This is a genomic window from Rhodococcus sp. W8901 (genome assembly GCF_013348805.1).
Lineage (GTDB): Bacteria > Actinomycetota > Actinomycetes > Mycobacteriales > Mycobacteriaceae > Prescottella.
Map to the genome: position 1 here is coordinate 604773 of NZ_CP054690.1, position 13072 is coordinate 617844.

At 65.8% G+C, this 13072-nt stretch carries 10 protein-coding genes and 2 pseudogenes; 8 read left to right on the forward strand and 4 right to left on the reverse strand.

Annotation, left to right across the window (positions count from 1 at the left end; genetic code table 11):
• Positions 1-125: 125 nt before the first annotated feature.
• Positions 126-2107 (reverse strand): annotated as a pseudogene (locus HUN07_RS02740) (arylsulfatase).
• A gap of 109 nt (positions 2108-2216) precedes the next feature.
• On the opposite strand from HUN07_RS02740, the gene HUN07_RS02745 reads away from it, so the two are divergent.
• From HUN07_RS02745 to HUN07_RS02765, 7 genes and pseudogenes are all read left to right on the forward strand, one after another.
• Positions 2217-3932: a SulP family inorganic anion transporter gene (locus tag HUN07_RS02745; protein ID WP_174907784.1), complete on the forward strand. Its 1716-nt coding sequence runs from the start codon at positions 2217-2219 to the stop codon at positions 3930-3932.
• A gap of 102 nt (positions 3933-4034) precedes the next feature.
• Positions 4035-6294, forward strand: a pseudogene (locus tag HUN07_RS02750) (arylsulfatase).
• A 34-nt stretch (positions 6295-6328) separates the two neighbouring features.
• On the forward strand, positions 6329-6814 hold the full coding sequence (locus tag HUN07_RS26775) for a hypothetical protein (RefSeq protein ID WP_254622764.1): 486 nt from the start codon (positions 6329-6331) through the stop codon (positions 6812-6814).
• On the forward strand, positions 6715-7260 hold the full coding sequence (locus tag HUN07_RS26780) for a DUF1254 domain-containing protein (protein WP_254622765.1): 546 nt from the start codon (positions 6715-6717) through the stop codon (positions 7258-7260). Before HUN07_RS26775 ends, HUN07_RS26780 begins: the two co-directional genes overlap by 100 nt.
• Positions 7261-7320: 60 nt before the next feature.
• The gene (locus HUN07_RS26785) at positions 7321-7719 is read left to right on the forward strand and encodes a DUF1214 domain-containing protein (protein WP_254622766.1); all 399 of its coding nucleotides are present in this window, start codon (positions 7321-7323) and stop codon (positions 7717-7719) included.
• Between the two features lie 10 nt (positions 7720-7729).
• Entirely contained in the window at positions 7730-8716 is a 987-nt protein-coding gene (locus HUN07_RS02760; protein ID WP_174907786.1) for a SulP family inorganic anion transporter, read from the forward strand.
• 9 nt (positions 8717-8725) lie between these two features.
• The gene (locus tag HUN07_RS02765; RefSeq protein ID WP_254622767.1) at positions 8726-9307 is read left to right on the forward strand and encodes a hypothetical protein; all 582 of its coding nucleotides are present in this window, start codon (positions 8726-8728) and stop codon (positions 9305-9307) included.
• Positions 9308-9311: 4 nt separating this feature from the next.
• Here HUN07_RS02765 and HUN07_RS02770 read toward each other — a convergent pair whose 3' ends face one another.
• The 3 genes from HUN07_RS02770 to HUN07_RS02780 all read right to left on the reverse strand — a co-directional run bounded on the left by HUN07_RS02770 (position 9312) and on the right by HUN07_RS02780 (position 11665).
• Positions 9312-9917 (reverse strand): LamG domain-containing protein, encoded by a 606-nt coding sequence (locus tag HUN07_RS02770; protein ID WP_254622768.1) that lies wholly within the window; start codon positions 9915-9917, stop codon positions 9312-9314.
• Between the two features lie 95 nt (positions 9918-10012).
• Positions 10013-10339, reverse strand: coding sequence for a putative quinol monooxygenase (locus HUN07_RS02775; protein WP_114721189.1), 327 nt, complete (start codon positions 10337-10339; stop codon positions 10013-10015).
• A gap of 117 nt (positions 10340-10456) precedes the next feature.
• Positions 10457-11665, reverse strand: a complete 1209-nt coding sequence (locus tag HUN07_RS02780; protein ID WP_174907788.1) for a low temperature requirement protein A — start codon at positions 11663-11665, stop codon at positions 10457-10459.
• A gap of 138 nt (positions 11666-11803) precedes the next feature.
• On the opposite strand from HUN07_RS02780, the gene HUN07_RS02785 reads away from it, so the two are divergent.
• A complete protein-coding gene (locus HUN07_RS02785; protein WP_174907790.1) occupies positions 11804-13069 on the forward strand; it encodes an aspartate kinase in 1266 nt (421 codons plus the stop codon).
• Positions 13070-13072: the final 3 nt, after the last annotated feature.

The window sequence follows — 13072 nt, forward strand, 5'->3', positions numbered from 1 at the left end:
CCTGCGCGATCGACACCCGACATGCCTCCCACATAACGAGCCCTCACCCGAGAGGGCTCCCGGGTGAACCCCACGTAGCGCCCGAAGCTTAACGCGGGCAGGCGATTTTTCGCGCGATATGTCTCTCAATCTCTGGCCATTGCGGCCTGCAGGTGCTTTTCGACGTCGACATACGCGTCGTCGGCGACGTCGAAGACCACCTTGACGATCCGGCCACCTCGATACTCGAAGCGGCCGGTGTAGTCGCTGGTCACGGCATCGCCACTGTCGTAGCCGATGCACAGGCCCTCACCGCACAGGGAGAAGTGGCCGGTCATCGTGCGAATCTCCGCGGACGCGACCTCCGTGCCGTCGATATGGAGGGCGGCGGGTCCGTAGGACTCGTGATGTTCACCCGTCCGTTCCTTGCGGAAGTCGACCCCGATGATGTGGTGGCCGGCCCGAGGCGCCGGTGCCTCCACCACCTGCACGTCTCCCACACCGAGGAAGTTGTAGACGTACCGGACCGCGCCGTCCTTGATGTACAGCGCGTGGCCGCCGAACCGCGAACCGTGCGCGAAGATCACGCCCTCGGTGTCGGTCTCGGTGTGTACCTCGGAGAGGACCTTGAACGACACGCCGTGCGTGTTCGCCGCCGATCGCTCTGCGATCTCGCTGGTGTCGGGGTAATAGATGTACTGGCCACTCGGCGGCACCGGGACGTTGAACTCGAGCTTCAGGAAGGTCTCGAGGTCTTTACCCACCACGAGCAGATCGTTGAGGGGCAGTACCTTGTTGACCTTCGCCTCCTCCATCCACAACGCGGACAACTCCTGCACCATCTCGGGATGATCTGCCGACAGGTCGCGCGCTTCGGAGCGGTCCTGGTCGGTGTGGAAGAGCTGCCACTTGTCCCGGTCGAAGTTGCTCATGCCGCTCATCGGGCCATGTTCGGTGACGGCCTTCCATCCGTCGTGCCGGATTGCGCGGTTGCCGAACATCTCGTAGTACTGCGTTCGCTTGCGGGTCGGCGCATCCCCGTCGTCGAACGAGTATCGCATCGACACCCCGGACAGGGGACTCTGCTTCACACCGTTCACGACGTCCGGCACGGCGACACCGCACGCCTCGAGAATGGTCGGAACGATATCGGTGCAGTGGTGGTACTGGTCGCGAACCTCGCCGCGTGCCGCGATGCCCTTCGGCCACGAGATCACCAGCGGGTCGCAGATGCCGCCCTGGTACGTGTATCGCTTGAACATCCGGTAAGGCGTGGAGAATGCGACCGCCCACCCGGTCGGATAGTGGTTGTAGGTGTCGGGGCTGCCAAGCTTGTCGATGAGCGGGAGGTTGTCCGCGATCGTGTCGTGGTAGCCGTTGAAGAACTTCCCCTCGTTGACGGACCCGTTGGGACTGCCCTCTCCGGACGCACCGTTGTCGGCGGCATAGATCACGAGAGTGTTGTCGAGCTGGCCCGATTCCTCGAGGTAGTCGATGATCCGCCCGACCTGGGCGTCGGTGTATTCGGAGAATCCGGCGAACACCTCCGCCATCCGGCTGAAGAGTCTCTTCTCGTCGCCGTTGAGTGTGTCCCACGGCCGGACCGCATCACCCTCGGAGAACGTGCCCGGCGGCATCGGGTTGATCTCGGTGAGTTCGGTGTCCGCGGGAACGATGCCACGCTCGATCAGCCGGGGCAGCACCCATTCCCGGTACGCCTCGTAGCCGTCGTCGAACATGCCCTTGTACTTGTCGATGTACTCCTGCGGCGCGTGGTGCGGGGCATGGTTCGCGCCCGGGCAGAACCACAGGTACCAGGGCTTGTCCGGCTCCGTCTGCTTGGAATCCCGGATGAAGGCCGGCCGGTCAGGAAGCAGGACCTGGTGGGGGAGCACAGTGCCGTGGTGTGCCACTGGCTGTAGGTGAGTCCGTCGGCAGCGAGGCGGTCGAGGGTCGGCATGCTCACCCGTCCGCCGTACGGCGACCAAGCGGCGGTGCCGGTGTCGTCGAACAGTACGACGAGAACGTTGGGTGCACCCTCGGGAGCCTTGTCGGCGGTGAATGCACTCCAATCCGGTTGGGAATCACGGATGTCGACATTGATGATGCCCTCGAACTCCTTGGCCATGAGATCCTCCAGCACAGTGCGGTCATGGTTCGGTACAGGTCCGTTGTCGAGATAGTGGGCGCTACGGTGCGTTTCCTCTTCACCCGTCGTGTGTGAAGAGGAACTGGTGATGGCGACGGAGCATGGCGACGTGACGCCTACGAAACGGACATGGCCCGTCTTCGGCTCGTTGCAGTCCTACCGACGTGAGTGGATCCGCCCGGACGTGGTTGCCGGGCTGACGGTGTGGGCCGTGCTGGTGCCGGAAGCCCTCGCGTACGCCACCATTGCGGGCGTTCCCCCGGTAGTCGGTCTGTACGCCGCTGTCCCGGCTCTGATCCTGTATGCGGCAGCGGGCAGTTCGCGTCACCTCATAGTCGGGCCGATGTCGGCCACGGCCGCGTTGTCGGCAGCGATCATCGCGCCGCTGGCAGGTGCCGACGGTGGCAAGTACATCGCGCTGTCGACGGTCCTGGCGATCGCGACGGGAATCGTCGGGCTACTGGCCGGGTTGATCCGCCTCGGATTCATCGCGTCTTTCATCTCCGAGCCGGTGCTCAAGGGTTTCATCGTCGGCCTGGCGCTCACCATCATCATCGGTCAGGTCCCCAAGCTGTTCGGTGTCGAGAAGTCCGATGGCAACTTCTTCGAGCAGGCGTGGGGCGTGATCCGGCATCTCGGCGACACCGACTGGCGGACGCTGGTGGTCGGTGTGCTGAGTCTGGCGGTGGTGCTCGGCTTCAAACGGTGGCTACCGTTGGTTCCCGGTTCCCTGCTCGCCGTTCTGATCGGTATCGCCGCGGTCGGCGTCTTCGGCCTCGCCGACAAGGGCGTGACGATCGTCGGCCACATCGATTCGGGTCTGCCGTCGCTGGGACTGCCGTCCGGCGTGGGTTTCGACGATTACATCGACCTGCTGGGGCCGGCAGTAGGGGTGCTGCTCATCGGGTTCGCGGAGGGGCTCGGCGCTGCCAAGACTTATGCCGCGAAGGCCGGCTACGACGTGGACGCCAACCGGGAACTGATGGGTCTCGGCGCCGCCAACCTCGGTGCCGGCCTGGCGTCGGGGATGGTCGTCAACGGCAGCCTGTCCAAGACCGCCGTCAACGGCGGCGCTGGTGCCAAGTCGCAGGTCAGTGGGTTGATGGTGGCCGCGCTGACGATCTTGACGCTGTTGTTCCTGACCGGACTGTTCGAGAACCTGCCCGAGGCGACGCTGGCCGCGGTCGTGATCGCCGCGGTGATCGAGTTGGTGGACTTCGCGGCGCTGCGGCACCTCTACGGGGTGTGGACCGAGCGGCTGGGGAGCATCTACGGCTATGCGGCGCGGGCCGACTTCGCCGCGGCGATCGCCGCGATGGCCGGCGTGCTGCTGTTCGACACGCTGCCGGGCCTGGTGATCGGCATAGGGGTGTCGATGCTGCTGCTGCTATACCGAGTGTCCCGCCCCCATGTGGCTGCGCTCGTCAAGCAGGACACCCTGTGGGTGGATGCCGAACGGCACTCGGAAATCCCGACCCGGGACGACGTTGTGGTCGTACGGGTCGAGGCGGGCCTGTTCTTCGCGAACTGTGACCACGTGAAGGCCCGCATCGAGGATCTGTGCACCGACCGCACCCGTGTCGTGGTGCTGGACGCCGAGACCTCGCCCTTCGTGGACGTCACCGCCGCGAAGATGTTGATGGAGCTTCGGGATGCGCTCGGTCGGAAGGGAATCGATCTTCGCGTCGCACGCGACATCGGCCAGTTCCGGGACACACTCGGCCGGGCTGCGACGGAGGGCCGGTCGGTGTCCGTGTACCCGACCGTCGCCGCCGCCCTGGCCGGGACCGGTGCGGACGCCTGAACGAGGTGCGGACACTCACCCGCGGTGGATGAAGCCGACGACGTGACGCGGTGCCTACGGTCACGGTAGGTGCGCGAATATATACGGAGAGGGATCAACACGATGAGCTTCGATCCGAACGATCTTCAGCGAGGGACGCTTCCGATTCCCGATCTCGCGTACACCGGCACCGTCACCTATGACGCGACCGATCCGGACACGAAGTTCCCGCCGATCCGGCGGCTGTTGCCTCCCGAGGGCGCGCCGAACGTGTTGGTCGTACTGATCGACGACGTGGGGTTCGGGGCCTCGAGCGCGTTCGGTGGTCCGATCGAGACGCCGAACTTCGAGCGGGTGGCCGCGCAGGGCCTCGAGTACACCCGGTTCCACACCACCGCGTTGTGCTCGCCTACCCGCGCGGCGCTGCTGTCCGGTCGCAACCACCACACCGTCGGCATGGGTGGCATCACCGAGATCGCCACCAGCGCACCGGGCTACAACTCGCTGCGGCCCAACAACTGCGCGCCCCTCGCGGAGACCCTGAAGCTCAACGGGTACAACACCGCCCAGTTCGGCAAGTGCCACGAGGTGCCGGTGTGGGAGGCCTCGGCGGTGGGTCCGTTCGACCACTGGCCGCACCCCCGAAGAGGGCTACCACTTCATGGGTGACATGACGGACAAGGCCATCGACTGGACGCGTCAGCAGAAGTCCCTCGCTCCGGACAAGCCGTTCATCACCTACTTCGCGCCCGGTGCGACGCACGCCCCGCACCACGTGTCCAAGGAGTGGGCGGACAAGTACCGCGGCCAGTTCGACCAGGACTGGGATGTACTGCGCCAGGAGACATTCGAACGGCAGAAGGCGCTCGGCGTCATCCCGCAGGACGCGGTGCTCACCGAGCGCAGCCCCGGTATCCCCGCCTGGGACGAGATGAGCGAGACCATCAAGCCGGCCCTCGTCCGTCAGATGGAGGTGTACGCGGGCTTCCTCGACTACGCAGACCACCACGTCGGCCGTCTCCTGGACGCGCTCGAGGAGCTCGACGTGCTCGACGACACCCTCGTCTACGTGATCATCGGCGACAACGGGGCATCCGCCGAGGGGTCGATGCACGGCACCACCAACGAGGGCTTCACGATCAACCACATGAACGAGATCGAGACCGAGGAGTACGTCGCCGCGCACATCGACGACATCGGGACCCCGAGCTCGTACAACCACTACGCGGTCGGCTGGGCGCACGCGATGGACACGCCCTACCAGTGGACCAAGCAGGTGGCCTCGCACTGGGGCGGCACCCGCAACGGCACCATCGTCAGCTGGCCCAACGGTATTGCGGCGCGCGGAGAGATTCGCACCCAGTTCACCCACGCCATCGATGTTGCCCCGACGGTCCTGCATGCCGCGGGGATTCCCGAGCCGACGACGGTGCACGGCGTCACCCAGCGCCCCTACGAGGGCGTCGCCATGAACTACTCGTTCGCCGACGCCGACGCGGCCGAGCAGCACGAGACGCAGTACTTCGAGATGCTCGGCAACCGGGCGATCTACCACAAGGGCTGGACGGCGGTCGCGAAGCACAAGGACCCCTGGGTTGCGTCGGACCACGGTCTCGACGACGACGTGTGGGAGCTCTACAACGTGGAGGAGGACTGGACGCAGTCGCATGACCTGGCCGCCGAGTACCCGGACAAGCTCGCCCACCTGCAACGGCTGTTCCTCATCCAGGCCGCAAGGTTCAACGTGCTGCCGATGGACATCCGCTCCGCGGAACGGATGAACCCCGACATCGCGGGGCGGCCGGCGCTGATCACCGCGCAGAGCCAGACGTTCTATCGCGGCATGCGGCGCCTGAGCGAGAACTCGGCCATCAACATCAAGAACAAGTCCTTCACGGTCACAGCATCGGCCGAGGTGCCGGACAACGGCGTCAACGGGGTGATCATCGCGCAGGGCGGCGCCTACGGCGGTTGGTCGTTCTACGCGCTCGACGGCAAGCTCGCCTTCGCCTACAACCTGCTCGGTATCGACACGGCCATCGTCCGTTCGGACACTTCGGTGGCACCCGGAAAGCAGGAACTGCGGGCGCATTTCGCGTACGACGGCGGGGGACTCGGCAAGGGCGGCACGGTCTCACTCTTCGCCGCTGATCAGAAGGTCGGCGAGGGCCGCGTGGAGCGGACCATCCCGTTCCAGTTCACCTTCGACGAGACCGTCGATGTCGGAGCGGATCTCGCCTCACCGGTGTCGCCCGACTACGGGGCAACCGGCAACGCGTTCACCGGAACCATCGACCGGGTGCGCATCGATCTCGGCGACGACGACCACGCGCACCTGGCCGACCCGGAGCATCTGATGAACATCGCGATGATGCAGCAGTAGAGCACCGACGACGGATCCAGGGAGAGGCGGCGGAATGAGTGACATCGAGTTGTACCTGCAGAGTTCGTCCATTGCGCGGGACGGCGAACTACTCGCCCGGGACGACGTCGGAAAGGTGTTCGACGAGCTGGACTTCCAGCTCGCGACCCAGTCCTATCTGTGGGCGTTGCCGTTGGTGTCGTGGGCGCAGTGGCAGAGCGTGCACGAGAACGTATTCGGCACCGCGCCTTCGGATCTCGTGGTGTACCGGACGTATCGGGATCGGCTGGGTCTCATCACCGCGAACGCGACGACGCCGTACATTCTCACCTTCTTCGAACTGAACCGGACCGGACCGATGGTGATCGGGGCCTTCCGCCGGGGCCGACCGCCGGTGGCTGCGCCGACTTCTGGCAGCGCGAGTTCGCGACGATGGGGGAGATGGGTCCCGACCGGGGAGAGGGCGGGCAGTATCTCGTGGTGGGGCCCGGCCAGCAGTCACCCCCGGGAGACGGATTCCGGGTGCTGCAGTCGCCGATGATGCACGTGTTCTTCGGTTTCCGCACCCTCGATCCCGACCACGAGCGGTCCCGAACGCTCGTGGAAGCGGTTCGCGTCTACCCGTATGCGGAGCGCGAGAATCCGCCCCCGACCCGGCTGGTGTCACCGGACGGCCGGGAATGGTCCGGGATCCAACCCCGCGACCTCCGGTTCTGGGAACTGTTGCACGACGTCCTGCAGTCCGAACCGGTGGAGGAACGCGACCGATTTCCGATGGCCGGGTTGAAGCAGTTGGGCATCGAGAAGGGACAACCGTTCGCGCCGGACGAACGCCTGAGCAGCATCCTTCAGCGGGCGATCGACGCCGGCGAGATGTTCGCCCGGGCGAACGCGTTCGCGAAGCGGTTCCCGGGGTCGCAGTACTGGCCGGACCGCAAGTGGGACACCGCGATCGTGCTCGACAGTCCCACCCAGCGGGGCCGATAGCACGACGAACTGCTCGAACGCGCGTCGTGGTTCTACGAGGCCGTGTCATTCTCCATGGCGATGAAGAGCACCATGTCGGGTCTCGGACAGGCGTACCTGGGCGCGTACTTGGACGCCGACGGGAACTGGCTGGACGGCGGACGCGCGTACACGCTGCACGTTCCGGCCGGTGTGCCGGCGAAGCTGTTCTGGTCCGCGACGGTGTACGACGTCGATACCCGGTGCCTGGTCGACAACGAGCAGGGCCGCGGCGATCGCGGGTCGCGGGACACCGACCTGGTGGTCGGCGACGACGGCTCCGTCGACCTGTACTTCGGGCCCACCGCGCCTCCGAGCCGTGAATCCAACTGGGTGCAGACCATTCCCGACCGTCACTGGTTCTGCTATTTCCGGCTGTACGGCCCGCTCGAGCCGTACTTCGACCGCAGCTGGAAACTCGGCGACATCACCGGACTGTAGTGGAGGCGCGTTGACCGCAGTTCTCGCACCGACGCTCGCCGGCTACCGGAGGAGTTGGCTTCGCGCCGACGTGGTTGCCGGACTGAGTGCCGGTGCCGTCGTGATTCCGCAGGCGATGGCGTACGCGACCATCGCGGACATGCCGGTGCAGATCGGCCTGTACACGTGCATGGTGCCGATGATCGTGTACGCGCTGCTCGGTGGATCCCGCACCGCCAGCGTGAGCACGACGTCGACCATCGCGACACTCACGGCCTCGACCCTGATCGGTGCGGGCATCGCATCCGGATCGGACGACGCCCAGACCGCGCTGATGACACTGACCCTGATGGTGGGCGTGATCCTGATCGCGGCTCGGGTACTGAAGCTCGCGGCGATCATCGAGAACATCAGCGAGGCAACGCTGTCCGGGATCAAGGCCGGCGTCGGCCTGACGGTGGCCGCGAGCCAGTTGCCGAAGCTGCTGCGCATCGAGTTCTGGGTGGCCGCGGTGACTGCGGTGATCGGTCTGACCGCGGGACTGCTGCCGGCGGTGCTCGTGGGCGTCGTCATGACGCTGTATCTCGTTTTGCGCGAGCTCAACCGTCCCCACATTTCGCAGTTGGTGAGGGATCTGGACGGCATCTGGACCGCGGTCGATCCGGACGGGCCACCGATCGCGTCGGATCCGCTGGTGCTCCGGATAGATCTGGGGCTCTACACCGCGAACGTGCGCGCCAATACGCGCGAGATCAGTAGGCGGGTCACCACCGCGGCCACCGCGCCGCGTGCGGTCGTGCTGGACTGTTCGCGGCTGTACCAGGTCACGACGACGGTTATGAAGAACTTCGTCGATCTCACCCGGGAACTGTCCGACGCCGGAGTGACCGTCTACTTCGCGGCAGTGCCGCCGCAGAACCTGGCGACCGTCCGCCGAACCGTCCTCGGTCGCGACTACGAGTCGCAGGGTCGGATGTTCGATACGGTCGAGGCGGCCGCCCGCACGTTGAGCGATTGACCGGGGCGCGTGACGCCCGGGTTGTTCGGTGTCGATGTCACAACCATTCGGCCCGAACGCCGCTACACCGGCCGCTCGGATATCTACCGTCCGCAGTATGTCGTTCCGATCATCGGTGATGCGGGTCCGGCCGGGAGTGTGGTCGTGGTGACACGGGTCCTGGTCGGCGTGGTCGTCGTCGCGGCGCTGTGCGGATTCGGGTTCGCGTTCTACCGGATGGTGTCCGATTTGCCGCAGACGGAGACGAGTCGTCCGATGGTGAAGGAGACATTCACGATCGGCGGACAGCCGACCACGTGCGAAGGTCTCTTCGGATCGTGCGACTTCAACCTGCAAACCTCGTTCAACCAGTGGGGGCGGAATCTGGACGTGTTCGGGGACGCGCCCACCCTGGGGCCGTACGGCCGAGAGATCGGCTTCCCGGCGTCGGCGAAGCTGGGGTTGCAGGCGTGCGAGATCGCGAGGGCGCCGGGGCGGACCTACCTCGAGTTTCTCGACCTCGCGCACGTCGAGCACCCCGAAGCGACCAGCCCCCAGCTCTTTCCGTTCTGGGACCTGGCCGCCCGGGAACTCTGCCCGATACCGCGGTGACGGGCTACTGGTGCTTGAGCACTGCCGCGAGCGCATCATCGGGATCGATGAGGTGGCTGTGGTCGTCGTCGCCGAGTTCGATGTCGGCCCAGTCGATTCGGCCGGTGAACTTGCCGCGCGGTGACTTGTAGCCCTCGTATACCGGCATCCCGGTGTCGACTCCGACGTCGAGTCCCTCGTCGAACGAGAAGTAGAGCGGGTGCGTGCGCGGCACCCGAGCGCTACCGGATTCGTCCCCGTCGATGTACAGCGTTGCCGTGCCGCCCTTGCCGATTCCGTCCCCGTCGTAGGTGAACTCGACGCGGACCTGATGCTGTCCCGGCGTGAGCGAATCGTCGGACAATGCGGTGGTGCGCTGCAGTCCGCAGTAGTTGTAGTGATACCCGAGTTTCCCGCCCTCGGTGAACAGACACCACCCGCCGGTTCGTCCGCCCTGCGTGACGATGACACCGTCGGCGCCGGTCTCAGGCACCTGAACCTGTGCGGTCAGTGAAAAGCTCCGGTTCTTGATGTTGATCGCGACGTTTTCGTTCAACCGGGTCATCCCCTCGAACAGCCGCAGCTTGTCACCCTGGACCAGGGTCGGCCGGCCGGCGATGGCCGGGTTCATTCGTTCCGCAGCGCGATCGTCGAGCGGCCCTGACAGCGCGACTGTGGCGTAGATTCCATCGCCCGAAGCCCGTCGCCTGGCGGCCAGATCGGGATCTACTGTTCGATCTCGAGTTCGCCCATGAGCGACCAGTCGACGCCGGGAATCTCGGTGTTGACGATGCGCGGAGTCTCGCGCAGTGCCGGACGCATCGCATCCAAGCCGTTCCTGAAATGCGCGGAACCGACGTGGTCGGCGCCGGCCTGTCCGTCGCGGAACGCCTCGATCAGGACGAACTGAGTGGGACTGTCCACACTGCGGGTCCATTCGAACCAGAGATTTCCCGGTTCGGCCCGCGTCGCCTCGGTGAATTCCCGGGTGATCTCGAGCCAGTTGTCCCGGTGCTCGTCGAGGACTTCGAACTTCACCACGATGAAGATCACGATGACTCCAGTCTGCTCGTCAACGGATGACGGACACGCGGCCCACGCTTGCGGTCACGAAGTCAGTATCGGTCGTGAGCGGCGTCGCAATCAATGCCGCAACGTCGAACGCGGCGTTCAGGGCGTTCGGTGCGAACGCAATTCCCGCCGTGGCTCGGCGAACCGGAAGAACTCGAATGTGATGAGCGCGAGCAGGACCGCGGTGAGTACACCCAGCGTCGCGAGGGCCGGCAGGTGCCACACGATGGGGATGAGGCCGAGCAAGACGATCACCGTCACGATCCGGGGCACACTCAGCAGCCCGGCTCCGTACTTCTTGAAGAACACCAACGCCGCGACGTACAGCGCGGCACCACCGAACAGCGCCACGAGTGGCCACCCGGTCAGCGGGTCCGTCAACCGGTGATGGTTGCCGTCGCCCACGTAGTAGAGGATCTTCTTCAACCCCAGCGAGAGCATCACGATGCCGATCACCATCGGCAGGTGCGCATAGCTGTAGCAGCCCTGGGCGATGAGGATGCGTCGGCGCCCGTCGGATTCCTCGAACGCGTGCTCCACCATGAGCGAGGTGACGTCGAAGTATGCCCACCACAGCAGCGACGACACCGCCAGGCCGAGGAGAGACGCGACGATGATCGCCCACGTGATCGGCAGGCTTGCGACACCGATCCCGATCGAGACGATGGACTCGCCCAGCGCGACGATGACGATCAGCCCGTGCCGTTCAGCGAAGTGGCTGACCGATCGCAGCCGCCAGCCGGTGCCGCCGATCAGGGTGCCGAGGTAGTCGCCGGCGAGGGCGAGGAACCACATGACCGTCTGCCACGGCCCGGTCAGCTGCGACGCGATCAGCAGGAAGGTGGTGCCTGCGAGCATCGACGGTACGAACCGCATCACCTGGCCGCGTAGCTGCGGATCCTCGCGACTGATCACCAGGAACATCAGGATGTGCAGCGCGCGGACCACGAAGTAGCCGATCGCGAAGACCACGGGCCCGTCGAGGCCGCCGGGTAGGTCGTCGAACGCCTCGGGGATCGTCAGGGCGACGATGAACACGGCGGACATCGCCGCGAGCATCACCACCCGGACGACGCCCTCGTCGGCCCGCACGAGGTTCGCGAGCCACGAGTAGCCCACCCAGCTCCACCACAGCACGGCCATCACCAGCACGCCGTGCAGAAGGTTGATCCCGCTGGGATCTGCCGACATCAGGTCCGTCACCCGGGTGAGCGCGAAGACGAACACCAGGTCGAAGAACAGCTCCAGCGGCGAGACGGACGCCCGTTCCTCGGTGGGGCGGGTACTCAGGCGTCGAGTGAGGTCCACGGCGACGATGCTTCCACCGACGGAGCCGACGTGCGCCCCGAAACCAATGGCCGGGACGGCCCTGCACCGGATCGGACGCTCGTCGGTAAGCTCGACAGCTGGACTTGCATCAATCCATCTACCCGGAGGTACACACGCGTGGCTCTCGTCGTCCAGAAGTACGGGGGATCCTCGGTCTCGAGTGCCGAGCGCATCCGACGCGTCGCTGAACGGATCGTCGAGACGAAGAAGGCGGGCAATGATGTCGTCGTGGTCGTCTCGGCGATGGGCGACACGACCGACGAACTGCTCGACCTCGCGCAGCAGGTGTGCCCGGTGCCGCCGGCTCGCGAGATGGACATGCTGCTCACCTCGGGCGAGCGCATCTCCAACGCCCTCGTCGCGATGGCGATCCACTCCCTCGGCGCGCAGGCTCGATCGTTCACCGGCTCGCAGGCCGGCGTCATCACGACCGGCAGCCACGGCAACGCCAAGATCATCGACGTCACGCCGGGCCGCGTCCGCGCTGCACTCGACGAGGGCTCGATCGTTCTGGTCGCCGGCTTCCAGGGCGTCAGCCAGGACAGCAAGGACGTCACCACACTCGGCCGTGGCGGCTCCGACACCACCGCCGTCGCGCTGGCCGCGGCCCTGAAGGCCGACGTCTGCGAGATCTACACCGACGTCGACGGTGTCTTCACCGCCGACCCGCGCATCGTGCCCGACGCGCAGCGCCTCGACACCGTCTCCTTCGAGGAGATGTTGGAGATGGCCGCGTGCGGCGCCAAGGTGCTCATGCTGCGCTGCGTCGAGTACGCCCGCCGCTACAACGTGCCCGTGCACGTCCGCTCGTCATACACGACCAAGCCCGGAACGATCGTGTCCGGATCGATGGAGGACATTCCCGTGGAAGAAGCCCTGATCACCGGTGTTGCCCACGACCGCGGCGAAGCCAAGGTCACCGTCGTCGGCCTGCCCGATACCCCGGGCCACGCCGCCAAGCTCTTCCGCGCGGTAGCCGACGCCGAGATCAACATCGACATGGTGCTGCAGAACATCTCCAAGGTCGAGACCGGCAAGACCGACATCACGTTCACGCTGCCCAAGTCCGACGGCCCGCGCGCGGTCGAGAAGCTGACGGCGCTGCAGTCGGAGATCGGCTTCACGCAGATCCTGTTCGACGACCTCATCGGCAAGGTGTCGCTCGTCGGCGCCGGCATGAAGAGCCACCCGGGCGTCACCGCCAAGTTCTGCGAGGCACTCGCGGACGCCGACGTCAACATCGACCTGATCTCGACGTCGGAGATCCGCATCTCGGTGCTCGTCAAGGACACCGATCTGGACGACGCCGTGCGCGCGATCCACGCAGCTTTCGAACTCGGCGGCGAGGAAGAGGCCGTCGTACACGCAGGAACGGGACGGTAATTC

Bases quoted from the DNA above. Each gene is read 5' to 3' on its own strand.
- HUN07_RS02770 (WP_254622768.1), bottom strand. From the start codon at position 9,917: ATGAACCCGGCCATCGCCGGCCGGCCGACCCTGGTCCAGGGTGACAAG.
- HUN07_RS26785 (WP_254622766.1), top strand. From the start codon at position 7,321: ATGAAGAGCACCATGTCGGGTCTCGGACAGGCGTACCTGGGCGCGTAC.
- HUN07_RS26775 (WP_254622764.1), top strand. From the start codon at position 6,329: ATGAGTGACATCGAGTTGTACCTGCAGAGTTCGTCCATTGCGCGGGAC.
- HUN07_RS02745 (WP_174907784.1), top strand. From the start codon at position 2,217: ATGGCGACGGAGCATGGCGACGTGACGCCTACGAAACGGACATGGCCC.
- HUN07_RS26780 (WP_254622765.1), top strand. From the start codon at position 6,715: ATGGGTCCCGACCGGGGAGAGGGCGGGCAGTATCTCGTGGTGGGGCCC.